Genomic DNA, 25,478 nt, shown 5'->3' on the forward strand with positions numbered 1-25,478 from the left:
GCCGTGCCGCGTGAGGTGATCCCGCGACCTACGCTTGGATGACCTCGACGTGCACCAGTGCGTTCAGTGAGTCGCAACTGGCCCAGGACTGATTCTGTCCGTACTGCACCGGCCCGTACTTCCAGTAAGTGAACGGGACGGGCCAGGCGACACAGGTGAGCTTCACCTGGTGCCAGGTCGGCAGTTCACAATTGGCCATTCCGCCGGTATTGAGGATGTTGTAGACGTGACAGTTGGCCTGCCACACGGGGACGTCGGCCTGGGCTACGCCACCACCGGCGAGCACAGCGGCGGCGGTTGCGGTGGCGACGGCGGCCCCGGCAGCAAGGCGCTTCGCAGAAAGCATTCCGAACCTCCTGAATCGATGTCGTATGGATCACATCGCATACACGCCACGCGCGTTACTCGAATCGAACCGGGCATCGCAGCAGGTTGCGGGTGTATCGGCGGCGATCGGTACTTGTCACGACCGGCAGCGCTCCATAGTCAGCCGGGATTCGAACTCTCCATTCTCTACGCTTTCGATGGAAGCTATCCATTCTGCGGACGCAAATTCCGCGGTTCCGGATTAGGCGAATTCAAATGCTGGGGCACTGATATTTTGGGATCATGTCAGCATCCGATGCCTCCGAGCAGGAGCAGGACGCCGCCCCGCCTCGCCGTACCGCCGGGCGCATCACCGGCGGCATCGTCCTGATCCTCATTGCCGTCGTCTTGTTCGCCGCCGGGGTCCAGGCGATTGTCGATCCGGCCGCTGTCATCGCCGGTTCCTCGAACTCCGCGCGCAGTCCGGACACCGACGCCGAGGCGAAGATCGGTGGCCTGCTGATGTGTTTCTTCGGGATCACAGTGCTGGGCTTCGGCATCGGTCTGTTCGGGAAGAAGTCCGCACCGGGTACACCGTCCAGCACACCCTGACGCGGCGGCCGGGACGCGTCACGGCTCGGCCGCGATCACCGTGCCACCGAACTCGGTGCTGATGTAATCGGCGACCTCGGGACTCTCGAGTTGCCGGGCGAGGGTTACCAGGCGCGGGTCGTTCGCGTTCGCCGCTCTGCCGACCAGCACGTTGGTGTAGGGGTTGTGGGTGGAGGGTTCGCGGAGCAGCGGTGTTGCCGGGGCGAAGCCGTTCTCCTGTGCGGTGGCCGAGCGGTTGCCGCACAGCGGGTCCGCTCCCTACCGGCTCAACTCCGGCCTCTCCCATCGGCCGCGCCGACGGTGTCGTGTTCCAGAACCTCTGCGGCCGCCCGTTCCCCCGACCGCACCGCGCCGTCGACCCAGCCGCACATGACGGACGAGCTCTCGGTGCCGGCCCAGTGGATGCGGCCGCAGTGTTCGCGCAGTGCGTGGCCGAACTCCGTCAGCACACCGGGTGGGGCGTGGCTGAGCATGCCGCCGCCGGAGTAACGCTCGGTACTCCAATCTTGTTCGAGGTAATCGGTGGGGGTGCGGGCCCGGTCGCCGAAGCGTTCGGTGAGGGCGTCGAGTATCTCGTGCCGCCGGTCGGCGGGGTCGAGCCGGCCGATCCGCCGCGCGAGGGGTCCCTCGGTGATCACGCACAGGACCCCGGGGCGGCCGGTGTCGGTGCAGGCGTCGATGGTGACGGTGGCCGGGGAGCCGGGTTCCACCGACTGTCCGGTCAGCCCGTCGGTGCGCCAGAAGGGTTCGTCGTAGACGACGGATGTCTTGAGGATCGCGCCGCTGGGCATCCGCTGGTGCAGGAACGAGCGGTCGACCGGGAGCATCGGCTCGTAGCGGATATGGCTCGCGATCGCGAGGGGCACGGCGACAATCGCCCGGCGGGCGCGCACGGTATCGCGGTCGGAGTGGACGGTGACGCCGTCGTCGTCCTGATGGATATCGCGGACCGGCCGGGACAGGTGGATCGCATCGCCGAGTTCGGCGGCCATCGGGCCGGAGATGGCACCCATCCCGCCGACCGGCCGGGAATCCTGGGCGCCGTCCTCGACACCCAGCAGGAAAGCGGGTCCACCGCCGGACGCCATCTGGTGCAGCACGAAAAGGAGCGATACCTCCGAGCCGGCGGACGTATAGGCGCCGGCGATCGCGGTTTCGAGGAGTTCGTGGGCGGCTTTGGATACGACGTGGGTGTTCAGCCAATGCGCCAGAGTGAGGCGATCCCAGCGGTCGGCCTGCTCCGCCGTCCAGGGCGCCGCGAGCGGGATCGATTTACACAGGTGACCGAGGTCGAGCAGGGCGGCGCCGAGGTTCATCGCCACCCACGGGCTCATCGACCACGGGATGGTGCCCTGGTAGCGGTACTGCTTACCCTCGACAACCATCATGGCGTCACCGTCGGTGTACTGCTTGTAGCTGCCGACCCCGAATTCCGTCATCAATGCCTGGATACGGTCCTGACCGGGCCCGATCCACGCACCGCCGCGATCGATCCACGAGCCGTCGGCACGGGTCTCGGTGAAAGTGCGCCCGCCGAGCCGGTCGCGGGCCTCCAGCAGCGCCACGGTCCGGCCCGCCTGTTTCAGGCGCAGGGCTGCGGTGAGCCCGGCAAATCCCCCGCCTACCACGCAACAGTCGACGTCTGTCATGAGCGCCGCCTCGGGTCGGAGTCCGGTGCGACGCCGCCACGGCGGCGGACGCACTCCTGGTCGCACCACGAAGAACGGTGCGTATCGCGGAAAAGATGGTTCGCGCGTCGAGTTGTACGGCAATTCTAGGGCAGGGCGGCACCTGAAGTCTTCCGTGTACGGGTACGGGAGGCTTCGGCTGGGTGGTGCTCTCCGTAGGGGACCGGCACGCCGAGTGTGCGGAGCCTCAGACCGGGAACCCACCGAGCTGGCGGATCAGGGAGAAGATGTCCACGACTCCCCACATCTCCGCGACTCGGCCCTCGGTGAAGCGGAAAATGAACATCTCGTTGTATTCGACGCGCTTGCCGGTCGGTGCGATGCCCATGAATTCGGCGCGGTGGGTACCCGTCACCACCGACCTGCCGGCGACCTTGTCGCCTTCCGCGATCACATCCTCGAGCCGGACCTGGATATCGGGGAAGACCCGCAACAGGTTCACCCAGGTCTGTTCGACAGCGTCTCTGCCGGTTTCCGGTGTGGTCAGCGGGGTGTGCAATCGCATATCAGGCACGGTGAGCTCGGCGATCGTTCGTGAGATCGACTCGAGATCACCGGTGTTCACGACGTCATGGAAACGCCGGAAGATCGACTTGTTGTGTTCCGGGGTGGACGACATCGGCTCTCCTCGATTTCGTACGGATCGAACTCGGGCCGCTCGGTGCTGTGTCCAATGTATGTCCGCACGGGCGGGGTTACTGTGGTTCAGTGCAGTGTGAGCCGGCCGCGGCACGGTTCCACACCGCGTGGACGCCGCTCGGCCCGATACCGCGATCTGTCGCGATGATCAGTGCGGCACAACCGATTCCCGACAGGACCAGGCTAGACCCGAACAGAGCCGGGTAGCCGAGGAGTTCGCCGACCGTCCCCGCCGCGAACCCCGCAATTCCCTGCACCGTCACCACCGCGCACGCCAGCAGGGTGTAGTCGCTGCCGGCGTGGTCGGGGTCCGAGGCGTCCATCATGAGCGTGAACACCGCGACAGTCGCGGCGCCGCCCAGGATGTGCTCGGCCAGGCTCGCGGTGACGATCAGCCCGAACCCGCCGGTTCCGAGGGACGCGACGAGGTAGAGGGCCAGGCTCGCGGTCTGGGTGACACCGCCGATCAGCAGGGCGCGCCGCCGCCCGTACCGGAAGCACAGCCACCCGCCCAGTGCTGCACCCGCGAGCGCACCGGCCGACGACAGGACGCCTTTCACCAGCGCTATCTGCCCGAGGGTGAGCCCGGCGTCGGACATGAACGGGCCGACCATCGCCGATCCCATCGAGTCACCGAATTTGAAGGCGCCGATGAGCAGGATGAAGGCGAGCATCCCGGGGCGCCGTAACCGCGCCCACCACCCGGTCAGCAAACGCGCCGGATGCGGCGACGAGGTTTCCGGTGCCCCGCGAATCGAGGTCCGCGGTAACCACCAGACCGGGATCGCGGTGATCAGCAGCAGGATCGCCATCGCGAGGAACAGGCTCCGCCAGCCCGCGAGCGCGAACAGCCACAGCAGCGCGCCCCCGCCGACGATCATGCCGATTCGGTAGGCGCCGACCTGGATCCCGTTGCCCAGCCCACGGTCGCGCGGGCCCAGCAGTTGGACGGCGAGTCCGTCGGTGGCGACATCCTGGGTCGCGGAGACCGCGTTGACCACGGCAATGCCGACCAGGAGCCAGCGCAGTGACGACGAGAGGTCCAGGCAGGCCAGGCCGAGTGCCACCGCCGAGCTGGCGAGCTGGAGCGAAATCAGCCATTGCCGCCGGGTGCCGTAATGATCCACGTAGGGTGCCCACAGGAATTTCAGTCCCCACGGTGCGAACAGGATCCCGGTGGCGCTGATCTCGATCAGCGAGTAACCGGATTCGCGGAGCACCACGGGGAGCGCCTGGGTGAAGAACCCGTACGGAAGTCCCTGCGCGAAATACAGTGCGGCCAGCAGAACCAGGGTTCCGGCGGGAAGCATGCCGGATCGGGCCGCGGTTCTCATGCGGACATCCTGGCAGACCGAGCGCATCGAAGCGGGCGGCGATGCGGGGTCCAGGCCTGGGTGACCGGCCCGCAACAGATCGTTTGCAACGAAACTATCATGGTTTTATGACCGCAATGGCAACCGTACGGGCCGAACCCGATCTGTCGTTCCTGCTCGACCGCACCAGTCATGTGCTGCGAACCCAGATGGCGGCGGCGCTGTCGGAGATCGGGCTGACCGCTCGTATGCACTGCGTGCTGGTCCACGCCCAGGAAGAGGAGCGGACCCAGGCGCAGCTCGCGGAGATCGGCGATATGGACAAGACCACGATGGTGGTCACTGTCGACGCTCTGGAAAAGGCCGGTCTGGCCGAGCGGCGTCCCTCGTCCACCGACCGCCGCGCGCGGATCATCGCGGTCACCGATGAGGGCCGCGAACTCGCCGCGCGGAGTCAGGCGATCGTGGATGAGGTGCATCGTGCGGCCCTCGGGTCCCTGCCCGCGGACGAGCGGGAGATGTTGTTGCGTGCGCTGCGGCGTTTGACCGAGGGGCATCTCGCCGTCGCGTCGGAGGCGCCACCTGCGGCCCGCCGCGCCCGGAGGTAGTTCTCTTATGGATTGTCTATAACAGAACTATCTATTACAGTCTCTTCTGTTGGTTCGAGCAGGAGAGTGCCATGACCTACCCCAAACGTCTCGCGTTGGCTGTGCTGTCGGCCGCGACGCTGATGACGATCCTCGACGGCAGCATCGTCACTGTGGCGCTGCCGGCGATCGAGCAGGAGCTCGGCTTCACCCCGGCCGGCTCGAGCTGGATCGTGAACGCTTATCTGATCGCCTTCGGCGGGTTGTTGCTGCTCGGCGGCCGGCTCGGCGATCTCGTCGGTCGCCGGGTGATGTTCCTGGCCGGCAACGGGGTGTTCGCTGCTGCTTCCCTGTTCGCCGGTGCGGCGACCACTCCCGCCCAGCTGATCGCCGCGCGGTTCCTCCAGGGAGTGGGCAGTGCCTTCGCTTCGGCCGTCGCGCTCGGGATCCTGATCACGCTGTTCACCGACCGCCGAGAGCGGACGGTTGCCATCGGAGTCTTCAGTTTCACCGGAGCCGCGGGTGCCGCGCTCGGCCAGGTACTGGGTGGGGTCCTGACCGACGCGCTCGGCTGGCACTGGATCTTCTTGATCAATGTGCCGATCGGCCTGGTGACGATTTTCGCGGCGGTCCGATCGCTGCCCGCGGACCAGGGCCGTGGGCAGATCGCGAACGCCGATGTGCTCGGTGCCACGCTGGTCACGGCGGGTCTGATGCTGGGGATCTATGCGGTGGTCGAGGTCGAGAAGTATGGCTGGACCGCGGCTCGCACGCTCGGGTTCGGGGCTTTGTCGCTGGTTCTGCTCGCTGCCTTCGTCGCCCGGCAGGCGACCGCAGGAGAACCGCTGATGCCGCTACGGATCTTCCGCTCGCGCACTGTCACCGGCGCCAACCTCGTGCAGATGCTGACCCTTTCGGCGATGTTCGCCTTCCAAGTTCTCGTGGCTCTCTACCTGCAGCGCGTCCTCGGCTACCGGGCGCTGGAAACAGGGCTGGCGATGCTGCCCGCGGCCGTCGCTATCGGGGGAGTGTCGCTCTTCGTCTCCGCCCGGCTCAACGCCCGCTTCGGTGAGCGCACCGTGCTGATCGGCGGATTGCTGATCGTGCTGACCGGAATGCTCTGGCTCACCAGGCTGCCGGTGCAGGCGGCGTATCTCACCGATCTGCTTCCGGTGATGGTGCTGGTCGCCGGGTTCGGGCTGATCATGCCCGCGCTGACGGCCCTGGGAATGTCCGGCGCCGTGGCCGATGACGCGGGGCTGGCCTCCGGACTGTTCAACACCACCCAGCAGATCGGAATGGCGCTCGGTGTCGCGGTCTTGTCCACGCTGGCCGCTGCCCGGACCGGAACCCTGCTCGGCGCGGGGGTCGCCGGTGCGGAAGCGCTCACGAGTGGATACCGGCTGGCCTTCGCTGTTGCTGCCGGCCTTTTGACCTCCGCGCTGGTCGTGACTCTCGCCGTACTGCGCCCGGCGGCGCGCGAACCGCTTCCGAAAGCCGAACTCGCCCAAGTGGCCCGGACCGCCCACTGACATCCCGACCGCAAGTCCTGTCCCGGCCTCGGGCTCGGACGGAAACGACACCGCCGGCGTCTTCGAATGCGCCGGTCCACGAAAACCCGAACGGAGAAATCATGACTGTGGAACTCGACGCGCAGACACGTCGACTGCTGGACGGCAAGAACTTCGCCACCGTGGCGACGATCGAATCGGATGGGGCACCGCACACATCGGTTGTCTGGATGGACCGAGACGGTGACACGCTGGTGTTCTCCTCGACAGCGGACAAGCGCAAAGTCCGCAACCTGAAGGCAGACCCGCGGATCAGCGTCACGGTCATCGATTCCACGAACCCCTATCGGTCCGTGGATATCCGGGGCACGGCCGAACTGACCGAGGATCCGGACAAGTCGTTGCCCCGGCGGCTGTCGCGGAAGTACCTCGGGCAGGAACCGCCCGCAGAGCCCGAGCATATGCGCCGGTTGATCGTTCGCGTGATCCCGCACAAGGTCACCGGATTCGCCCTCCCGGATCCCGCGGAGTCCGAGGGTGAACAAACGTCGCGTGCGTCGTGACGATTCCGAAGGAGCGCGCTGTAGGTACACTCGTCCGCGACCGAGCGGTGATGTGGTCCGTGGCGCCTCTGTCGAAGCCGGTAAGGCGGTCCGCGGAGGCCGAAGCGCCGGCGGAGGTACCGCATCACGGACCCGCACCGGTTGTGACCCGAGACCGCGCAGTACCGGGCCGGCGATCCCGGTGAGTGGGCACGCGGGCCGGATGCCGGGCACCTGCGTTGCCCGCGCCCCGAGCGTGGCGCGGGCCTCCCGCAGTCGTGGATGCCCATACTGCGGTGTCGACCTCGCGCGGGTTCCCGGTAGGACGTGGGGTCAGCGTGGTGTTGGCGAATGTTCGTGCCGTGAGGCCAGCTGTCCGGTCGTGCCGGAATGAACCTCGTGTGTGCCGGCTTGTCCGGTCGCCCGCGGCCGCACCAACATGGACAGACCGGAGAGCAGTAGCAGGGCGAGTGGAAGCAGTGGCAGGTAGGACACCCAGATCGGGCCCTGCATCGCCAAGGCGGCGGAGGTGACAAGGACGGCTACCGTAAAGGCGGCGGCCGCCCACCGGTGCAGTTTCCGCACCCACGGCACTGAGGAACGGACGCGGGGCGCGGGGACCTTTTCGGATACTGTTTTCCCTGCTCGCCTGTCGCGCCGTGTGCCGGCGTACGGCAGCACGAACAGGTAGAGGCCCGAGAACAGCAGCACGGCGAGTGGTGGCAGCGGAAGGTAGGCGGTCCACATCGGGCCCTGTAGCGCCATCGCGACGACGGTGACGATCAGGGTCACGACGAATGTGATCGCAAGCGTTCGGTGGGTCCGCCGCACTCGCTGGTTCCAGTTCATTGCGTTCTCCTCTGACAACGAGTTCGCTTCTCGGTGATCGGCGAATATCGGTGTCGACGACGCTATGACGGTGCGCTGACCGTCGCTTCTCGATTCCTGACCACTTCGTACGCCGGCGCTGTATTCAGCGGACGCGCAGCCCGGCGATCATCAGGCCGACCATGCGCCGCGCGTCGTAGCGCGGGTCGTTCCCGGCTCCGATACACAGATTTCCGATCCCGCGCATGAGCTCGTAGGGGTCGATATCGGGAACGATCTCGCGCGCCTCGACGGCCGCGTCGAGTAGTTGGGTGCAGACCGGGAGGAGCCTCTCGATGAAATAGGTGTGCAGCGTCTGGAAGGCCGCGTTATCGGACTGCAGGGCCTCGGCGAGGCCGTGTTTGGTGACCAGGAAGTCGACGAAGAGGTCGATCCAGCGGGCCAGGGCGGTGTGCGGGGTGGGGCTGTTCGCCAGCAGGTCCGGGCCGGCCGCGGCGCAGGCTTCGACCTGGTGGCGGTAGACCGCGACGATGAGGTCGGCGCGGGTGGGGAAGTGGCGGTAGATCGTGCCGACGCCGACGCCTGCCCGGGCGGCGATATTGCGGACGGGGACGTCGACGCCGGACTCGACGAAAGCTGCGGCGGCCGCGTCGAGCAGGGTTTTCTGGTTGCGGCGGGCGTCGGCCCGTTTCCGCGGGGTCGGCGATCCGGACGTGTCTGTGCCGGTCACTGGGCAGCGTCCTCCTCGCTCCACTTGGCAAACGGAACAACGTTCCGTATGTTGGTTATCGGAACATCGTTCCGCTTGTTCAGAATGCCAGGCCACGTCAGCGGAGTCGAGCCTGCCGGCGCGATCTCACTCTCTTTTGGAGGAACAGCGCCGCCGGTGACCTACCGGCTCCCGGGCCACATTTCCCGCACTGTGCCGAAAGGACCGACCACTCATGCCGCACACGCCGAGCTTCGGCATCATGACCGCTCCCATGCAGGTCGACTACCAGGACATCCTGCGCGTCTGGCAGGAAGCCGACGCGATCGAAGCCATCGAGCACGCGTGGCTGTTCGATCATCTCCTGCCGATCGCCGGCGAGATGACCGGGCCGATCCACGAAGGCTGGACACTGCTCTCCGCGCTCGCCGCCCAGACCCAGCGGCTGCGCCTCGGCCTGCTCGTGACCAGTAATCGCTTCCGGCCACCGGCCATGCTGGCCAAGATCGCCACAACCGTCGATATCGTCGCCGGTGGCCGGCTGGACTTCGGTATCGGCGCGGGCTCGCGTCCCAGCATGCCGATCGCCCGGCGCGAATACGACGCGCACGGCCTGCCGTACCACGGCTTCGGCAGCTCGGTGGAGAACCTCGCCGAAGCTTGCACGGTGATCCGGCGGCTGTGGGCCGCGGACGAACCGTTCGATTTCCACGGCAAACATCTCCATCTCACCGGTGCGTTCGGCAACCCCAAACCGGTGCAGCGGCCCCATCCACCGATCATGATCGGCGGCCGCTCGGACGCGGTGCTGAAGGTGATCGCGGAGCACGCGGACCTCTGGAACATCCCCGGGGGCGATTTCGCCGATATGGCCCAGCGCCACGCGCTGCTGGACCGCTACTGCGTCGAAATAGACCGCGACCCGGCCACGATCGTCCGGTCGACCTACCTCCCGGTCTCCTACGATCGGCCCGGCGACACCCGGGACGCGATCGGCCGAGCGGCCGAGGCCGGCTTCCAGCACTTCGTACTCGGCCTGGATTCGCCGTACCCGGCAGGTGTTGCGCAGTGGGTCGCCGACGAACTCATCACCCCCTCGTCGTAGCCGGTGTAGCTCGCCGGTGAAGCCGGGGTGCGGCAGTTCCTGGATAGTGGGTCTCTCGCTGATCGCGCTGCTGAACTTTGTCCCCGGGGCATACGAGATCACCGCGACTCTGATGGCCGCGCTGCCGTCGGGTTCCTATCTGGCGATGACACACCTCACCGGCGATTTCGACCCGGCGGGGGTCGCGGCGACGGTGCAGGTGTATCGCGAGCGTGGACTGTATTACGAACCGCGCGATCAGGCCGGTGTCACCGCGTTCTTCGAGGGGATGGAACTGCTCGACCCCGGTGTCGTGCCGATCCACCGGTGGCGGGCCCCGGATCGAACCGCCGCAGTCGATGGACGCCAAGGTCCCCGGCTACGCGGCGGTCGCCCGCAAGCCCTGAACCGGCACGCAGTAGCGGTCGTCCGGAGACTCCGCCCAAGCATGCAGAGCCGACACCCACGGCCTTCTCGCCCGGATTGACCACGTCGAGTGAGGGCTTCGGCGCGCCGGGTGCTCGGGTCGAGATAGCTGCGCGGACCGAGTGATCACGCGCACGCAGAGCCGGGGATTGTCAGGCTTGACCTCAACTATTGTTCAGGTCATAGCGTCGCTCTCGGAAGGGAGTCGAGAGTGACGATTTTGGTAACGGGCGCAACGGGAAACACCGGGCGGCACGTGGTGGCCGAGCTGCTGAGCAAGGGAGAGGCGGTGCGGGCGCTGAGCCGTGATCCGCGTCGAGCAGCGGAAATACTGCCTGCGGGCGCGAAATTGGTGGCGGGTACCCACACCGAACCGGGAAGTCTGGGAGCCGCGCTGGACGGTGTCACCGGGTTGCATATCACTGTGACGGCCGGAGTCGCCGAAACCGGCCCCGAATTGGTACGGCGGGCTGTTGCCGCGGGCGTCGAGCGGATCACCATCTTGTGGGGTGGGTACGTCGGGCCGGCCGAAACGGCGGTGGCGGAATCCGGGGTCGCCTGGACCAGGCTCGAACCGCAGGAATTCATGTCCAATGCGCTCACCTGGCGGGAATCCATCCGGACCGAGGCGGTGGTGCGGGAGCCGTTCGATCTGCCGAGTGCGGTGGTGCACGAGGGTGATCTCGGTGCGGTGGCCGCGCTCGCCCTCACCGAGGAAGGTCATGGGGGCCGTGCCTACAACCTGAACGGCCCAGAAGCGCTGACCACCGGTGATCGGGTGAAGCTCCTCGCCGCCGCGCTGGGGCGGGAGATCGCCTTCGAGCAGATCGGCGGTGCAGCGGCTGTCGAACGACTGCTGCGCGAAGGGGTTTCCCGGGCCGATGCCGAGTACGTCGTCGGCTGGCATGCCGATCCGCCGGAGGCGGCGCGGATTCCGGACGGCACCGTCGGGAATCTCCTGGGCCGGCCCGCCCGCACCTTCGGCGACTGGGTGACCGAACACGCGGACCGCTTCCGCGCGGGTATCTCGCCGATGTCTTCTTAGCGGCGGTACCCAATTGTCCGGTCGGCCCTCGCGTGCTCGTTGGAAGACGGGCGATCGCATTCGGGCCGCCGGGCACTAGAGGCCGGCCCGGAAGGTGGAGCAGCAATTGGGCGAGTGCGACCGCGATATCGGACCGCTTCCGGGTGTCGCCGACTCGTGGTCGCGCTCGCCACGAATCGACGTCGTGTGCGGTCGAGGCGCGAGGGCTCCTCGCTCCACGGTGGCGGACGGGCGAGTGCGGGCGCCGCGCGAACGAGTATCTCCGGGTGGGCGAGTACGAGTTGCTGGTTGATAACCATCCGGGGATCACCCGGTGACTACGGCTGTTCCGCGGCTTATTCTCGGCTGGTCAGGTGCATCCAGGTCAACAAGAGCTGAGGTAACTGATATGGCCGCAAAGTTCGAGATCTACCAGGACAAGGCCGAGAAGTACCGGTTCCGGCTCAAGGCCGGCAACGGCGAGATCATCGCCGTCGGCGAAGCGTACAACTCCAAATCCGCGTGCAAGAACGGCATCGAGTCGATCAAGAAGAATGCTGCCGAGGCCGCGATCGTCGACCAGACGCCCACCGCGGTCTGACGGAAGCCTCGGGCACCGTCCCCGGCGGTGCCGCCGCGGCGCCGGCACCGGCGCCGGGTAAGTAGGCCGCAGGGCCGCAGTGGCGGGGTATCGCCGGCGCTCGGGCCGCGGCGGCCGATATCACCATCGACCTCGACTTCACGGATATCGGCGAGCAGTGGACGCTGTGGGTTTGCCGCGGCGTGCTCCCGCGTCTCCGATCGTCACGCCGCGAGCGTCGCGGTATTCCCGCCGAACATCCAGGTGCCGGCTTTCGGCGCGTAGGAGAGTCTGTGCCTGACAAGGGCTGTGCGGCCTGCCACACAGCGGGTCCGGCTCGTGCGGCGTCCCTGCGGGGAGTAGGTATCGTCGGGACCGATTCCCGATCAGCCCAGGGAGGTGGAGCCGTGTTCGATCTCGCGGACCTGTCCGTTCCGATCATCGCCGCACCGATGGCGGGTGGACCGTCCACGCCCGACCTGGTGGTGAGCGTCGGGGAAGCGGGCGGTCTGGGGTTCCTCGCCGGCGGGTACAAGACTCCGGAGGCCCTGGGGGAGCAGATCCAGGATGTGCGGGCGCGCACCGGCACCGCCTTCGGGGTGAACGTATTCGTTCCGCAGCGGAACGAATACGACCAGGCCGCGGTCCAGGAATACCGGAATCGGTTGCGGGCCGCCGCGCAGCGGTACGGGATCGACCTGCCGCCCATCCGGGAACGGGACGACGACTGGTTCGAGGCGAAGGTGGAGCTGCTGGTCGCGCAGCGGGTGCCGGTGGTCTCGCTGACCTTCGGCCTGCCCTCGGTGGAAACCGTTCGTCGGCTGCGCGGCGCGGGGTGCACGGTGATAGCGACGGTAACCACCCCCGCGGAGGCGCGGGCCGCGGTGGATGCGGGGGTCGGGGCGCTGTGCCTGCAGGGGCCGGAGGGCGGCGGGCATCGGGCGACGTTCCGCGTCGAGGACGAGCCGGAGACGACCCCGCTGACGGGCCTGCTCGACGAGATCGCCGCCTGGTCTCCGTTGCCTGTCGTGGCCGCGGGTGGAATCGGCGACGGTGCGCGGATCGCGGAGCTGCTCACCCACGGGGCGACGGCCGTCCAGCTCGGTACGGCATTCCTCCGGAGTCCGGAATCCGGAGCGAAAGCGGCCCACAAGGACGCGCTGGTCGATCCACGGTTCACTCGAACTGTCGTGACCCGGGCGTTTTCCGGACGGCCCGCGCGGGGTCTGGCCAACGAATTCATCGCCGGTTACGACGCGGGTGCACCGGCCGCCTATCCGCAGGTGCATCACCTCACCAGTCCGGTGCGGGCGGCCGCGGCCGCGGGCGGTGTGCCGGACGATATGGCGCTGTGGGCCGGTACCGCGTACCGGACCGCGGCCGCAGATCCGGCCGCGGTGGTCCTCGGGCGGCTCTGGGACGAAGCGGTCGCACACGGTGCGCCGCGCCGCTGAGGGATGACCGGCCCCGCGGGGCCGGATCGGCGGACCGATCGGTGTCGATGAGGCTCGCGGCAGTCGGTACGCGGATCGTGTCGGTGCATGTCCGTAACCTCGCACCCGGCACCTGCCGCGAGCCCTGGAGGAAACGTGAAAGATGTGTGGCCGGCCGTCCGGGCGGAGCGAAGTGCCCTCATCACGGATCTCGCGGGCCTCACAGACCAGCAGTGGGAGACGCCGTCGCTGTGTGCGGGGTGGTCGGTACACGATGTGGTCGCGCATATCGTGGCGAGCGCCAAAACGTCGAAGCTCGGCTTTGCCTGGGAGTTCGCCCGGGCGCGATTCGATTTCGACCGCTTCACCGCCGAGGGGGTGGAACGCGAGCGTGCCGAACGTCCGGCCGAAACGCTCGACCGGTTGCGTGCCGTACTGGACAGGACGGTGTCACCGCCCGCGCCGGCCGACAGCAGGCTGGTCGAGATGATCGTCCACGGGGAGGATATCCGCCGCCCGCTCGGGCTGTCGCGCGCGTATCCGCAGGAGGCCGTCGCCGATGCGCTGCGGTTGCAGATCCGCACGTCGGAGGGGTTCGGGGGAGGCAAGGAACTGGTCGCCGGGCTCGCTCTCGTGGCGGACGATGCCGATTTCACCGCCGGGACGGGCCCGGAAGTCCGCGGCTCGCTGCTTGCGCTGCTGCTGGTTGCTTCGGGGCGGGAGGTAGCGGCGGTGGAACTGCGCGGCAGCGGCGTCGGGACCTTGCGGGAACGGCTGGCGAACCTCGCCCGCTGAACCGGCGTCCGGGACTGCGCTCGACCTCGAATAGGCCGGTGTGACGGACTATCTGTCGACCGATCGGCGAAATAGTCGTAGCGTCGGTGAGGTGACTGTGCCATCGGACTTGCCCGCCACCGCGGGCGCATTACGGGCGGCCGGGTATGTGCCGCGGAGTGTGAAGGCCGAGATCCGGGAGAATCTGCTGGCCCTGCTGGGGTCGGGGAAGGACCCGTGGCCCGGAATCGTGGGATTCGATCAGACCGTGCTGCCACAGCTGGAGCGGGCATTGCTGGCCGGTCACGATGTGGTGCTGCTGGGTGAACGGGGGCAGGGCAAGACCCGGCTGCTGCGGACCGTCCTCGGATTGCTCGACGAATGGACCCCGGTGATCGAGGGCAGCGAACTGGGCGAGCATCCGCTGGAGCCGATCAGTCCGCAGGGGCGGCGGCTGGCGGCCGAGCTGGGCGACGATCTGCCGGTTGCGTGGCGGCATCGGTCGCACCGGTACGCGGAGAAACTCGCCACCCCCGATACCTCCGTGGGTGATCTGATCGGCGATGTCGACCCGGTGAAGGTCGCCGAGGGGCGCAGTCTCGGCGATCCGGAGACCATCCATTTCGGGCTGGTGCCGCGCGCGCATCGCGGAATCGTCGCCGTGAACGAACTGCCCGATCTGGCGGAACGGATCCAGGTCGCGCTGCTGAATGTCATGGAGGAACGCGATATCCAGGTGCGCGGCTACACACTGCGGCTGCCGCTGGATGTGCTGCTGGTGGCCACGGCCAACCCGGAGGACTACACCAACCGCGGCCGGATCATCACCCCGCTGAAAGATCGTTTCGGCGCGGAGATCCGGACGCACTATCCGCTGACCGTGCCGGCCGAGATGGCCTTGGTGCGCCAGGAAGCCGATCTGGTCGCGGAGGTCGGTGACCCGCTGATCGAGGTGCTGGCCCGGTTCGTGCGGCGGCTGCGCGAATCGCCCGCCATCGACCAGCGCTCCGGTGTGTCGGCGCGGTTCGCGGTGGCGGCGGCCGAAACCGTGGCCGCGGCGGCACTGCGCCGGGCCGCGCTGACCGGCGAGAATCCCGCCGTTGCCCGGCCGGTGGATCTGGAGTCGGTGCCCGCCGTGCTGCGCGGCAAACTGGAGTTCGAATCCGGCGAGGAGGGGCGGGAGCAGGAGCATCTCACCCACATGTTGCGCCGAGCGTTCGCCGACACCGCGCGCGCCCGCCTGGGGGGTCTGGATCTGCGGCCGCTGGCCGAGGCCGTCGACGCGGGCCATCTGGTGACCACCGGTGAACGGGTCCCGGGCTCGCAGGTGCTCGCCGGGCTGCCGGAACTGCCCGTCCTGCACGAGGTGGCCCTGCGGCTCGGTGTGGATGCCGGTGCGGCGCCGCAGCGGATCGCGGCAGCGGTCGAATTCGCCCTGGAATCATTGTATTTGGCGCGCGAGGTGGCCAAGGATTCCGATGACGAGGGCACAGCGGTGTACGGCCGGTGACTGCGTTACGGGTCGGTGAAGAGGCGGTATGACGACAGCGGATCGATATTCCTACGGGCCGTATCACGAGGGGCCCGATCCACTGGCGCCCCCGCTCGACCTGCGTGAGGCGCTGGCCGATATCGGGCGCGAGGTGATGGAGGGTTCCTCTCCGCGCTCGGCGCTGGAGGAACTGTTGCGGCGCGGGACGACCGGGCTGCCCGGTCTCGAGGAACTGACGCGCCGGCTGTGGGAGCGGCGGGCCGAGATCTCGCGGAACCATCGACTGGACGGCACCCTGCAGCAGGTCCGGGAATTGCTGGACAAGGCATTGGAAGCCGAACACCGCGCGTTGTTCCCCGACCCCTCCGACGACGCACGCTTCGCCGAAATGCAGCTGGACGCACTGCCGTCGAGTACCGCGGGCGCGGTGCGGGAGCTCGGTGAGTATCAGTGGCGGTCGGAAACCGGGCGGGAGAACTACCGCAAGATCCGCGATCTGCTCGGTCAGGAACTGCTGGAGTCGCGTTTCCAGGGCATGAAAGAGGCACTGCAGAACACGACTCCGCAGGATGTCGAGCGGGTCCGCCGGATGATGTCGGATCTCAACGAGCTGCTGGCCGCGCACGCCCGCGGCGAGGACACCACCGGGCAGTTCGCCGAGTTCATGGCCGAGCACGGTGAGTTCTTCCCCGAGAACCCGCGCAACACCGAGGAGCTGATCGATAGTCTGGCCGCCCGGGCCGCGGCGGCGCAACGGATGCTGAATTCGATGTCGGAGGAGCAGCGCGCAGAGTTGAACGAACTGCTCGGGCAGGCGTTCGGTGACCCGGCCCTGGCTCAGCAGATCTCCGAGCTGGACGCGAATCTGCGATCGCTGCGTCCGGGGGAGGACTGGGAATCCGGGCGGCGTTTTCGCGGCGAGGACCCGCTGGGCATGGGAGAAGCCGTAGCGGCGATGCAGGATCTCGGTGAGCTCGACGAACTCGCCGCGCAGCTCGCCCAGTCCTATCCCGGTGCGCGGATGGAGGATATCGACCTGGAGATGCTGGAGCGGCAACTCGGCGCGGATGCCCGGGTGGATGCCGCCCGGCTGGCGGAATTGGAGCGGGAGCTGCGCCGCCAGGGCCTGTTCGAGAAGGCGCCCGACGGGTCGCTGCGGTTGACTCCGAAGGCATTACGGCAGCTCGGTGAAGTGGCGCTCCGGGATGTCGTCGGGCAACTGCGCACCCGGAAGGGACAGCGGGACACCGCCCGGGCCGGAGCCGCGGGGGAGCCGACCGGTGCTAGCAGGCCCTGGGAATTCGGCGATACCGAGCCCTGGGATGTTTCGCGGACGGTACGTAACGCGGTACTGCGGTCGGCATCGACCGGGAGCGGCACGGTGACTTTGGACGTCGCCGATGTCGAAATCGTCGAGACCGAACAGCGTTCCCGGGCGGCGGTCGCGCTGTGTGTGGACACCTCGTGGTCGATGGTGCAGGACGGGCGCTGGGTGCCGATGAAACGCACCGCGCTGGCGCTGCAGCATCTGATCAGCACCCGGTTCCGTTCCGACGCACTCGAACTGATCACCTTCGGCCGCCACGCGACGACGGTGGAGATCGGGGAACTGACCGCGCTGGAACCGGTCTGGGAGCAGGGAACGAACCTGCACCACGCGCTGCTGCTGGCCGGCCGGCATCTGCGCCGGCACCCCGGCGCGGTGCCGGTGGTGCTGGTGGTGACCGACGGTGAACCGACCGCCCATCTGGAATCCGACGGTACGGCGTTCTTCAACTGGCCGCCGGACCGGCGCACCCTCGCCACCACCATGGTCCAGGTGGATTCGCTGGCGAAACTGGGCGCCTCGATCTCGGTGTTCATGCTCGGCGAGCAGCCGCGGCTGGCCGCGTTCGTGGATATGGTGGCGCGGCGCAGCGGCGGCCGGGTGGTGGCACCGGACCTGGACGGCCTCGGCGCGGCCGTGGTCAGCGACTATCTGCGGGGCCGGCGGCGCTGACCCCGCGCGAGGAGTGCGGATGCGGTGGGACGAACAGCAGGCGCGGTCGCAGTTCGCTGCCGCCCGGGTGGCGCGGCTGGCCACCGTGACCGCCGAGGGGCTGCCGCATATCGTGCCCATCGTTTTCGCGGTCGCGGGTGACACCGTCTACACCGCGGTGGACGCGAAACCGAAATCCACCACGGCGCTTCGCCGCCTGGCGAATATCGAGGCGAACCCGAATGTCGCGGTGCTGGCGGACTGCTACGACGAGGACTGGACCCGCCTGTGGTGGGTGCGCGCCGACGCCGTCGCGCGGATCGTCACCGGCGAGCGGGCGCGCACCGGGATCGAACAGTTGACCGCGCGCTATCCGGTGTACCGGGACCAGCCGCCACCGGGGCCGGTGCTCGCACTCGAGGTCACCCGGTGGTCCGGCTGGTCCGCCGGGCCGGTTTGATGTGCAGTCTGACTCGCCCATGCGCCGGAGCTGGTGGTCGTTCTCTTCGGTGTTCCCTTGGAGAGCTCCCCTGCCGGACCTCCTGCACGCCCTTTCCCGAAACCTCAATGGTGTGCGGAGATTCCGTCGGGTTGTCGGCGGGCGGACCGTGCTCCATGCGATCGCCTCGGGAATATCTATTGTTTCGCAGGTGACTGTGTCCGGTCCGGACACTTGGTAAATCCTGCCGTGAAGTGCACTGATGCGACCCGCTGGAGGTGAGTCGGGATTGCTGTGCGGTGTCGGTCGCTCTAGCGTTCGGCTGTGAAGTTTCCGATCGCTGGACAGAGCGTTCGATTGGTTGCTACGAGATGGTGGGGGTTCCCGGTGAAGGTAAGGTTTTGGTTCTCGGTCGCTGCTGCGCTGACCGCTGTGGGGTTGAGTGGAGGTTCCGCGCAGGCCGAGGTGCTGGAATTGCCGGCGCATGAGCGGTCGATCTCGACACCTGATGGTTGGGCGGTGACGGTCGGACATCACACAGAAAGTGCGAATCGAGTGCTTCCGTTGAACAGTGTTGGCACTACCCGTGAAGTGTTCGTCACGAATCAGGCGTATGGGAAGCTTGCGGGTTCCGGGACGGCGTTGCAAGGAGTGGTCCTCAAGACCGGGTATCACCTGGGTTGTGGCATGAACATCACTGATATCACGTTGGGCGCGTCGGTGAGTGCCGGTATATCGCCGGGTATCGAGATCACCCCGAGCATGCCGATGCCGACCGTGGGGGCGAACATCGGCCCGAGTGTATCCGTGCAGCCGAGTTTCAGCGTCTCGCTCAAGCCGGGGCAGGTCGTGGATTTGCCGCTGGGTGAGAAGGAGGTCCAGGGGCCGGAAGCATTCATCACGAATCGCGATGCACATGTGAAAATTGACGGCTGCATTGCCCCGGCGAGCATCCGGTCCTACGCGATCGTGGCGGTCAAGAGCGCAGCAGCCGACGATTCGGTAGCTGTGTACGGCGACCCTGTCGCGCTCTGATCCGGAGGCCGTAATGAACGGGGGAGCGAAACGCATCTCAGGGTGGGTCGCGGGCGTTCTTATTGTGCTGTTGGTCCATAGCTCTGAGGCATCCGCACACGCGGATGTCGTGGAGGCCCGACCACACGAGCGCACCGTGATGGCCGCCGACGGTCGCATACTACGCGTGGGGCACCGTGCCGAAAACATCGAGCTTGTAGCCGGGGGATCGTCGTCGGAGCGGACGGCTTTGGTCGGTAATGAGGCGTATGCCACAGTGACTGGCGCTGGTTCGGCGCCGCTATCCGAGGCGGAGTTGCGGATCGGGTACCACGTAGGGTGCGCGGTTGCTGTCTCGAAGTTCGCCGTCGAGTTGGGTGCGTTACTGTCGGCGATCGGAGTCAGCATGGACCAAAAGCCGTTCGCCCGCCGGTCCACGATCGTGGTGAAGCCCGACGAGGGTGGGCCGAAGCGGAATCGCAGTCGGATCTACCCAGGCCTACGAGTTGAACCGGAGGTCACTGTGAACCTGGATGTGGGTACGGTCGCCGATATACCTCTGGCCACCTCGGAAGTCCACGACTCGGTCGCCCTGGCCGGGATCGAGCGAACGCGGATCACGGTAGACGGCTGTCTCGGGCCGGCGGCGGTCCGGTCCTATGCGGCATTGACCACGAAGTCGGCACTTGCCGATGAGACTGTCGTGGTTTACGGGGACCCGGTCCTGCTCTGACGGGTTCGGTCGAGAAGCCTTGCCTAGCAATGGAACCGGACGGCCATGCGACACGTCCAAGTCTGTGTAGATAAAGGAAGGCCGGGCTTGCCGCCCGGTGAGACTGGACGGAACAGGCTTCGGTGGGGGTGTTGTATGACAAATGTAGGTCTGGCCGAATCGGCAGATCGGACTGCGGGATTACCACGGCAGGTGTTCGCGGAACAGTTCAACGCGCTGTACATGGCAGCGGGTTGCCCATCCCTGCGGTCACTGGCCATGAGCGCACAACGCAGAGCTCAGGCAGGGCGGGCATCTGGCAGCCCGGTGCCCGTGACAGCTCAGCGAATCAGTGATTGGAAGGCAGGACGGAACGTGCCGGCGCGGTTCGATACGCTGCGACCTGTGCTGCTCGTGCTTATCGATGCGGTTCGTCGACGCGGCAAACAATCTGGTGTCGTGCTACAGGTGGGAGAATGGAAGCGACTGTGGGGTGGGGCGCAGGCTGCTCGAAGTCCCGCTCTGCGAGGTAAGGGGAAGCCGCGGCTCCCCGGGACCGTTGTTCCCTCGGCTGAGGGAACAGTGCCATTTGCTGGTCGGGATACTGCGGTCAGATCTCTGATCACGATGGTCGACCTAGCCGTGGGAGGGCCCCGGGAAGGACGCGTAATCGCACTGACCGGCGCAAGCGGAGTCGGGAAGACGGCGCTACTGGAGGCGGTGCTGATTCCAGCGCTCAGCGGCAGAGATATGCAGTCGTTCTCCGTCCGGCAGGTGATGGTGGCGCGCGATTCGGGGGAGGTTCTCGCGGCGATTCAATCCGAACTTCGAGGCCGGCACAGAGGAAGCCGAGAGCCGATTGCGGCGGATCAAAGACCGGCCGCGGACACGCATGTGGTGGTCGTCGACCAATTCGAGCGGCTCTTCACCGGCACGACTACCTCAGCGGCACGGGACGAAATAGTCGGGTTGCTCTGGGAACTGACCGAGTTCGCGATCGTGCTGATCTGCCTGCGTACCAGCTCCGTCCCCGACTGTTCCAGCTACCCGCCGTTAGCCGATACGTTGGAGAATAGGCGATATCAGCTCGAACCGATGACCACGACCGAGTTGCGCGCAGTAGTCCAGGCAAGAATGCGGACACGAAGCAACGGAGACTCCTTAGGCATTGAGGAAGCTCTGATTGCCACCATCTGCGGAACACGAGGCGACGCCGAGAGGTTCGGCCGCGAGCCTGCAGAGTTGCCGATTCTTTCCCAAACCCTGTCTTCGATGGCATCGAACCGGAATAGCACCCACAGCAATATCGACAGCTACCGCGACCTCGGTGGAATCGAGGGGGTAGTCCACTCCATGGCAGATGCCGTTTGGGCAGTCATGTCGCGCCGTCAACGCGCTGAGGTCAAGCGAATCCTTTTGCTACTGATCGGTCTTCACACAGACGTCGGATACATCCGCCGTCGGATACCACTACAGGATGTAGTAAAACTGCTCAAAGGAGACGTCGAAGCGCTCTCCGTGCTCAATATCCTGATAGATGCACGAATAGTTACCACGGACCAGTATAAGGTCCATCTGAGTCACGATCTTATTCTGACCTGGCGACTTCTCAGAGGCTGGCTGAGAGAGAAGTATCCGATCCGGCGTGTTGACCCAGAAAGCCGTCGAACCGACCGGAACCTACGCCGGGACCGTTCATGGGAATATCTGGTGTTGAACCCGCGGCTCCTTCGTTGAAATGCACTCGCAGTGTCCGGATCGGGATTTTGACCGCAGTCCAAGCACCGTCATGGCATCGTTGCTGCAACGCAGCGCGGATACAGAAAGTACGCAAAGAACATCGCACGATTGACGTTGATGAGAGACCGACTGATGCGCTTAGGCCGCGGGCGCAGCTTGACCGCGCCGTGGCCTTGGTGCCGAAAGGGGGTATCACTGGCTCGGTTCCAAGTTCACATATCCAGTGGCGGTGCTGCTGTGATAACGCCGCACCAGCTGAAGCGGCCCGGATTCTGGCCAGGCGGACATCGAGCTCGTCTGTGTGCACGCCCTGTACCCTTGGATCGGATCGCGCCTCGATCGCGTTGGCATTTACCCCAAGGGATCCGTGCATGGCGTGTGCCCGTCCATGCACAGCGTCTACGCTCGCTAATTTCACAGGACAGGGCACCCCGGGGTTTCCGCATCAGGTCGTGCATATGCGACGTCTTTACGTGCAGGTATTTCGCCGGCCTGTCGGGAATGTGTCGAAGATGAGAGCACTTTCTGTCCGGTCCGGACGGAAAAATATGATCACTGAACTGCGGATATGCCCAAGTGTGTAGCGATGGAACTTGTACTGGTGACTAGATCGAGATAGGTTTAGGAATGAACACGGAATGAATTGGAAATCGAAAGTGCGACTTCCGCAGAACATGTATACGGATAGGATTACTGTAAAATCTGAGGATTCCGATAATTTGCCGTGATCGCTTATTCTTCCAAGTCGACTCCGGGATGTCCGTGTCGTATTTGGCGCAACCCGCGGCGTGCTTGTAAGTGGCGATCGCTCATCGCCGTGGGGTCGAGAGGCTCCGGATAGATAATATCCGGTCCATCCGAGAAAAGGAAGGGAGGGGAAAGTAATGACCAAGATCAACCTGGCAGGTTCCAAGCGGATCAAGGCGCGTAGCATCGGCGTCACGGAGTCCATGACCTTCTGATTCGAAGGCAATAGAGTCGCCGCTCCGAACTATTCGGAGCGGCGCTCGCTCTTGAGTGAAACAATTCTCAACGGGGGTAGATTATGTCGACAATTTTTGGAAACGAGTTGCGTGACTATTTGTCCGATATGATAGGCGAACTCGGCCTTGAAGGTGACATCGAGATTGTGACCGCCTACCTCTCTGGAAGTTTAGCGGTTGGTCTGGGAAATGCTTTCTCTGATATCGATATAATTGTTATCCACCGCGGTAGCCGACGCCTACACGAGTACAGGATGCTGGGAGACTATCCCGTCGATATTTTGTATTGGCAGATCGACGATCTGCGGGAGGGGTGGGCCAGGCTATCATCGGCCATAAGCGCAGACAACTATGGGAACGCGAATGGGTGGCGAGAGGACCTGAGCCGATACTCACGGCTTCACCTCGGTATGCCTGTACTGCACAATGATGCGTTCGCGTGCGTACGGGACGAGATCGATCTGGAACGACTTGCCCACCTGCAGCAGATACACTTTCACGTCCGGGCCGCTACATATCTTCGAGATGCTGTGGGAGCCTTGGCCAGTGGAGACCTCGACACAGCATGGGATACATCCTTGGCAACTGTGCGGCTGGTTGCTCAGGCAGCGCTAAGTGCCGCCGGGGACCTCTATCTGGCCGACAAGTTTGTGTTGCGGCGAATCTCGGCATCAACACCGCTGGAGCCCATCTGCGGGCGATTGCGTGGCCTGATTATTCCGAACTGCGGCGAGCGCGTGCCGGCGGATCTTGCTGACATTGTCCGTAACCGATTGAGACTCTCCACCCAGTTGAGCGCCTTGTCTTCGATGTACGGCCCCCGCGGCGGACTGGATAGGTCTACCGTTCAGGAGTACTTCGCAGTGGCCGACCTGAATGGCATGTCGGGTTTTGCCCCGGCCACGGATTACGGAATCTCGATTGCACTTGACGACGAATTTCTCATCAGTGGCTCGCGGACGATGATCGCGTCAGTGCGTACGGGAGTTGTTTGGGCACTGCGAATTGCCGCAAGTAAACCGGATGATATTCATAGAATGTACCGGACGCTCACAGGGGAGGACGATGATACCGCGGTCAATGATGCTCTCGACGAACTGAATGAAGCAGAATTCACAGCTCTGGGAGGAATCTGAGGTGGACTGGCAAGGATTCGTCGGGCAACTCGAGCAGAAAGTCGACTGGTATTCACCGACATTCATGATTGACGAGGCTCCGATAGTGGAGAGCTTGCTCCGAGCCGCCTTTACCGACTACTCAATCGTTGCCGAGCGGCTCGATAGCATTCTCGGCGACACAAACGTGTACGGCTCATTGGAGCCCTACATTGAATATCCCCGGACGCTGATGGATAAGTTCACAATATATGTTGCGCCCGGTGATCTATTCCGCGTTCGGCTGCACCGATTCTGGCCTCGGTGCATAGCCGGTAATGCAATCGAAAAGGTGCACTATCATAAATGGCACATGAGTACCATCATTCTAAGTGGTGAATATATTGAGCGTCGATTCACTATAGAGGATTGTGACGAAATGAGTAAGGTGGCTACTCTGGCGGAATATGAGAAGGTCGGCAGGGTTGCAGGGCAAGCAACCTCTTTACCTGCCAAGAATCCACATCAGGTTCACAATCCGAGCGAGAGTACTCCCTGTCTGACACTCTTTGTGCGTGGTCCCTCGATTCAGGCGCATGCTCGAATCTTCAACGAAGCCACTGGCAATTACTACGATACCTTCAGTCCCACGCCCCAGCGGCGTCACGCGCTGAGCCGCCTCAAGGCGCTCGACGGAAACTTTCATCCGATGCCGGAATCGGCCAATCAGATCGATGAAGTTGCATCATAATAACCGGACGCAGCGAGACCGTCTTTCGGCTTCATATTATGCCCTCCTGGGCGCGCGCTTCGTTTCCGTAGTAGGAGACGGTATGACTCAGGTGGTCTTACCGTTGCTGGTCTACGCGAGTACAGATTCAGTGGCATCGGTTGGGATCGTGCAGGCGGCCCGCTGGCTGCCGGCGATGGCGATCTCGGTGATCGGTGGAGCGCTGGCAGATAGTTACAGCCGCCGTGCTCTTCTGATCCTTACCGATCTTGTAGCTGGGGTATCAATTTCATTGTTTGTCTGCGCCCTATCGTTGCAGCCGTCCTCTGACGTTGCCACGATATGGTTCTGTGCGGTCGCCGCTGTCCTCGGTGCATGCGCAGCCCTGCGCAACCCGGCACTAGGAGGTCTGCTAACGGAAATTGTCTCGCCAACACAGTTGCAGCGGGCAGTATCCCTGGCCGCTACTTCGCGTAGTGTCGCTGGGTTGGCAGGACCGATTCTCGGTGGTGTGTCCCTCACAGTGGTAGGTGCGACAGCGACACTGGCTATCGACGCTGTCACTTTCTTCGTCGGAACTTTACTTTTGGGAGCCCTGGTCTCGGGCGGCACCGTCGATATCGCCGGCTCCAATCTGATGGTTGCGACGCGGGAGGGCTGGCGCTATGTAACTCGGCGGCAATGGATGTGGGCGACCACCGCTTACAGTGCACTTTTCCAACTTGTGTACCTTCCCACCTTCTTCGTACTTGGCCCGGTATGGGTGATCGAGTCAGGGCGCTCGGCTGGCTACTGGGGGACGTTGATGGCCGTCTTTGGTGCCGGCGGAATTATCGGGTCATGGCTGCCGGGAAAGCTCCGGGCACCTCCACCGCTATGCCTCGTTTGGGTGACAATGACGGCGGCGCCTGTCGCTACCGTCACTCTCGCGCTCGACAGCAGTTCCATAGGGCCACCGCTGGCCTTCTTCCTATCCGGAATTGCATTGGCGATCTCAAATACCGCATGGACTGCGATTCTTATGATGAAAACGCCGAAGAACTTGGTTTCTCGTGTGCTCGCGATCGACGGATTCGGTTCTATGTTATTGAAGCCGCTAGGGCAGGTTCTCGTCGGCCTCCTGGGCGGTTTGTTTCGAGTGAACACTCTCATGGTTAACGCGGCGATGATTGTTTGTGTGATCGGGTTGTCCGGCGTTGTTTTCGTGAACAGGATTGCGGCAGACGAATCGGAGTGAAGC

At 65.1% G+C, this 25,478-nt stretch carries 26 protein-coding genes; 19 read left to right on the plus strand and 7 right to left on the minus strand.

Going from position 1 to position 25,478, the window contains the following annotated elements; all coding sequences use genetic code 11:
- Positions 1-28 precede the first annotated feature (28 nt).
- Entirely contained in the window at positions 29-346 is a 318-nt protein-coding gene (locus ACIA75_RS29165) for a hypothetical protein (RefSeq protein WP_397109626.1), read from the minus strand.
- A 263-nt stretch (positions 347-609) separates the two neighbouring features.
- On the opposite strand from ACIA75_RS29165, the gene ACIA75_RS29170 reads away from it, so the two are divergent.
- A complete protein-coding gene (locus ACIA75_RS29170) occupies positions 610-918 on the plus strand; it encodes a hypothetical protein (RefSeq protein WP_397109628.1) in 309 nt (102 codons plus the stop codon).
- 18 nt (positions 919-936) lie between these two features.
- Here the strand turns inward: ACIA75_RS29170 and ACIA75_RS29175 are convergent, their stop codons facing one another.
- From ACIA75_RS29175 to ACIA75_RS29190, 4 genes are all read right to left on the minus strand, one after another.
- Positions 937-1,164, minus strand: coding sequence for a MetQ/NlpA family ABC transporter substrate-binding protein (locus ACIA75_RS29175; protein ID WP_397110324.1), 228 nt, complete (start codon positions 1,162-1,164; stop codon positions 937-939).
- 20 nt (positions 1,165-1,184) lie between these two features.
- Positions 1,185-2,567 (minus strand): flavin monoamine oxidase family protein, encoded by a 1,383-nt coding sequence (locus ACIA75_RS29180; RefSeq protein ID WP_397109630.1) that lies wholly within the window; start codon positions 2,565-2,567, stop codon positions 1,185-1,187.
- A gap of 226 nt (positions 2,568-2,793) precedes the next feature.
- Positions 2,794-3,225 carry an ester cyclase gene (locus ACIA75_RS29185; RefSeq protein WP_397109632.1) on the minus strand — a complete coding sequence of 144 codons (432 nt, stop codon included), beginning with the start codon at positions 3,223-3,225 and terminating at the stop codon, positions 2,794-2,796.
- Positions 3,226-3,301: 76 nt separating this feature from the next.
- Positions 3,302-4,579, minus strand: a complete 1,278-nt coding sequence (locus tag ACIA75_RS29190; RefSeq protein WP_397109634.1) for an MFS transporter — start codon at positions 4,577-4,579, stop codon at positions 3,302-3,304.
- A 107-nt stretch (positions 4,580-4,686) separates the two neighbouring features.
- Here ACIA75_RS29190 and ACIA75_RS29195 point away from each other — a divergent pair, with 107 nt between their 5' ends.
- From ACIA75_RS29195 to ACIA75_RS29205, 3 genes are all read left to right on the plus strand, one after another.
- Complete coding sequence (locus ACIA75_RS29195) at positions 4,687-5,166, plus strand: MarR family winged helix-turn-helix transcriptional regulator (RefSeq protein ID WP_397109636.1); 480 nt, start codon at positions 4,687-4,689, stop codon at positions 5,164-5,166.
- Between the two features lie 71 nt (positions 5,167-5,237).
- Positions 5,238-6,677 (plus strand): MFS transporter, encoded by a 1,440-nt coding sequence (locus tag ACIA75_RS29200; RefSeq protein ID WP_397109638.1) that lies wholly within the window; start codon positions 5,238-5,240, stop codon positions 6,675-6,677.
- 101 nt (positions 6,678-6,778) lie between these two features.
- Positions 6,779-7,219: a PPOX class F420-dependent oxidoreductase gene (locus tag ACIA75_RS29205; RefSeq protein WP_397109640.1), complete on the plus strand. Its 441-nt coding sequence runs from the start codon at positions 6,779-6,781 to the stop codon at positions 7,217-7,219.
- Positions 7,220-7,531: 312 nt separating this feature from the next.
- Here the strand turns inward: ACIA75_RS29205 and ACIA75_RS29210 are convergent, their stop codons facing one another.
- The gene (locus ACIA75_RS29210; protein WP_397109642.1) at positions 7,532-8,047 is read right to left on the minus strand and encodes a hypothetical protein; all 516 of its coding nucleotides are present in this window, start codon (positions 8,045-8,047) and stop codon (positions 7,532-7,534) included.
- A gap of 124 nt (positions 8,048-8,171) precedes the next feature.
- Complete coding sequence (locus ACIA75_RS29215) at positions 8,172-8,756, minus strand: TetR/AcrR family transcriptional regulator (protein WP_397109644.1); 585 nt, start codon at positions 8,754-8,756, stop codon at positions 8,172-8,174.
- A 241-nt stretch (positions 8,757-8,997) separates the two neighbouring features.
- Between ACIA75_RS29215 and ACIA75_RS29220 the strand changes: the two genes are divergently transcribed.
- From ACIA75_RS29220 to ACIA75_RS29290, 15 genes are all read left to right on the plus strand, one after another.
- Complete coding sequence (locus ACIA75_RS29220; protein WP_397109646.1) at positions 8,998-9,840, plus strand: LLM class flavin-dependent oxidoreductase; 843 nt, start codon at positions 8,998-9,000, stop codon at positions 9,838-9,840.
- A gap of 46 nt (positions 9,841-9,886) precedes the next feature.
- The gene (locus ACIA75_RS29225) at positions 9,887-10,306 is read left to right on the plus strand and encodes an SAM-dependent methyltransferase (RefSeq protein WP_397109648.1); all 420 of its coding nucleotides are present in this window, start codon (positions 9,887-9,889) and stop codon (positions 10,304-10,306) included.
- 150 nt (positions 10,307-10,456) lie between these two features.
- On the plus strand, positions 10,457-11,290 hold the full coding sequence (locus ACIA75_RS29230; RefSeq protein ID WP_397109650.1) for an NmrA family NAD(P)-binding protein: 834 nt from the start codon (positions 10,457-10,459) through the stop codon (positions 11,288-11,290).
- Between the two features lie 388 nt (positions 11,291-11,678).
- Positions 11,679-11,870, plus strand: coding sequence for a YegP family protein (locus ACIA75_RS29235; RefSeq protein ID WP_397109652.1), 192 nt, complete (start codon positions 11,679-11,681; stop codon positions 11,868-11,870).
- Positions 11,871-12,256: 386 nt separating this feature from the next.
- The gene (locus tag ACIA75_RS29240) at positions 12,257-13,303 is read left to right on the plus strand and encodes an NAD(P)H-dependent flavin oxidoreductase (protein ID WP_397109654.1); all 1,047 of its coding nucleotides are present in this window, start codon (positions 12,257-12,259) and stop codon (positions 13,301-13,303) included.
- Between the two features lie 135 nt (positions 13,304-13,438).
- Positions 13,439-14,077 carry a maleylpyruvate isomerase family mycothiol-dependent enzyme gene (locus ACIA75_RS29245; RefSeq protein WP_397109656.1) on the plus strand — a complete coding sequence of 213 codons (639 nt, stop codon included), beginning with the start codon at positions 13,439-13,441 and terminating at the stop codon, positions 14,075-14,077.
- Between the two features lie 91 nt (positions 14,078-14,168).
- Positions 14,169-15,566: a sigma 54-interacting transcriptional regulator gene (locus ACIA75_RS29250; RefSeq protein WP_397109659.1), complete on the plus strand. Its 1,398-nt coding sequence runs from the start codon at positions 14,169-14,171 to the stop codon at positions 15,564-15,566.
- Between the two features lie 28 nt (positions 15,567-15,594).
- A complete protein-coding gene (locus ACIA75_RS29255) occupies positions 15,595-17,547 on the plus strand; it encodes a hypothetical protein (protein ID WP_397109661.1) in 1,953 nt (650 codons plus the stop codon).
- Positions 17,548-17,566: 19 nt separating this feature from the next.
- Positions 17,567-17,986 carry a TIGR03668 family PPOX class F420-dependent oxidoreductase gene (locus ACIA75_RS29260; RefSeq protein WP_397109663.1) on the plus strand — a complete coding sequence of 140 codons (420 nt, stop codon included), beginning with the start codon at positions 17,567-17,569 and terminating at the stop codon, positions 17,984-17,986.
- Positions 17,987-18,289: 303 nt separating this feature from the next.
- Positions 18,290-19,000: an MspA family porin gene (locus ACIA75_RS29265; RefSeq protein ID WP_397109665.1), complete on the plus strand. Its 711-nt coding sequence runs from the start codon at positions 18,290-18,292 to the stop codon at positions 18,998-19,000.
- Positions 19,001-19,013: 13 nt separating this feature from the next.
- The gene (locus ACIA75_RS29270) at positions 19,014-19,712 is read left to right on the plus strand and encodes an MspA family porin (RefSeq protein WP_397109667.1); all 699 of its coding nucleotides are present in this window, start codon (positions 19,014-19,016) and stop codon (positions 19,710-19,712) included.
- 384 nt (positions 19,713-20,096) lie between these two features.
- On the plus strand, positions 20,097-21,428 hold the full coding sequence (locus tag ACIA75_RS29275; protein ID WP_397109669.1) for a hypothetical protein: 1,332 nt from the start codon (positions 20,097-20,099) through the stop codon (positions 21,426-21,428).
- 1,048 nt (positions 21,429-22,476) lie between these two features.
- The gene (locus tag ACIA75_RS29280; protein WP_397109671.1) at positions 22,477-23,550 is read left to right on the plus strand and encodes a nucleotidyltransferase domain-containing protein; all 1,074 of its coding nucleotides are present in this window, start codon (positions 22,477-22,479) and stop codon (positions 23,548-23,550) included.
- 1 nt (position 23,551) lies between these two features.
- On the plus strand, positions 23,552-24,259 hold the full coding sequence (locus ACIA75_RS29285; RefSeq protein WP_397109673.1) for a hypothetical protein: 708 nt from the start codon (positions 23,552-23,554) through the stop codon (positions 24,257-24,259).
- A complete protein-coding gene (locus ACIA75_RS29290) occupies positions 24,243-25,475 on the plus strand; it encodes an MFS transporter (protein WP_397109675.1) in 1,233 nt (410 codons plus the stop codon). The genes ACIA75_RS29285 and ACIA75_RS29290 overlap by 17 nt, the downstream gene beginning before the upstream one ends.
- The last annotated feature ends 3 nt before the right edge of the window (positions 25,476-25,478 follow it).

Origin of the sequence: Nocardia sp. NPDC051750 (assembly GCF_044453135.1) — a bacterium.
Lineage (GTDB): Bacteria > Actinomycetota > Actinomycetes > Mycobacteriales > Mycobacteriaceae > Nocardia.

Coding starts and splice junctions, on each gene's coding strand:
- ACIA75_RS29190 (WP_397109634.1), bottom strand. CDS start 4,579: ATGAGAACCGCGGCCCGATCCGGCATGCTTCCCGCCGGAACCCTGGTT.
- ACIA75_RS29290 (WP_397109675.1), top strand. CDS start 24,243: ATGAAGTTGCATCATAATAACCGGACGCAGCGAGACCGTCTTTCGGCT.
- ACIA75_RS29180 (WP_397109630.1), bottom strand. CDS start 2,567: ATGACAGACGTCGACTGTTGCGTGGTAGGCGGGGGATTTGCCGGGCTC.
- ACIA75_RS29165 (WP_397109626.1), bottom strand. CDS start 346: ATGCTTTCTGCGAAGCGCCTTGCTGCCGGGGCCGCCGTCGCCACCGCA.
- ACIA75_RS29185 (WP_397109632.1), bottom strand. CDS start 3,225: ATGTCGTCCACCCCGGAACACAACAAGTCGATCTTCCGGCGTTTCCAT.
- ACIA75_RS29255 (WP_397109661.1), top strand. CDS start 15,595: ATGACGACAGCGGATCGATATTCCTACGGGCCGTATCACGAGGGGCCC.
- ACIA75_RS29200 (WP_397109638.1), top strand. CDS start 5,238: ATGACCTACCCCAAACGTCTCGCGTTGGCTGTGCTGTCGGCCGCGACG.
- ACIA75_RS29260 (WP_397109663.1), top strand. CDS start 17,567: ATGCGGTGGGACGAACAGCAGGCGCGGTCGCAGTTCGCTGCCGCCCGG.
- ACIA75_RS29235 (WP_397109652.1), top strand. CDS start 11,679: ATGGCCGCAAAGTTCGAGATCTACCAGGACAAGGCCGAGAAGTACCGG.
- ACIA75_RS29280 (WP_397109671.1), top strand. CDS start 22,477: ATGTCGACAATTTTTGGAAACGAGTTGCGTGACTATTTGTCCGATATG.
- ACIA75_RS29210 (WP_397109642.1), bottom strand. CDS start 8,047: ATGAACTGGAACCAGCGAGTGCGGCGGACCCACCGAACGCTTGCGATC.
- ACIA75_RS29170 (WP_397109628.1), top strand. CDS start 610: ATGTCAGCATCCGATGCCTCCGAGCAGGAGCAGGACGCCGCCCCGCCT.
- ACIA75_RS29220 (WP_397109646.1), top strand. CDS start 8,998: ATGACCGCTCCCATGCAGGTCGACTACCAGGACATCCTGCGCGTCTGG.
- ACIA75_RS29195 (WP_397109636.1), top strand. CDS start 4,687: ATGACCGCAATGGCAACCGTACGGGCCGAACCCGATCTGTCGTTCCTG.
- ACIA75_RS29205 (WP_397109640.1), top strand. CDS start 6,779: ATGACTGTGGAACTCGACGCGCAGACACGTCGACTGCTGGACGGCAAG.
- ACIA75_RS29270 (WP_397109667.1), top strand. CDS start 19,014: ATGAACGGGGGAGCGAAACGCATCTCAGGGTGGGTCGCGGGCGTTCTT.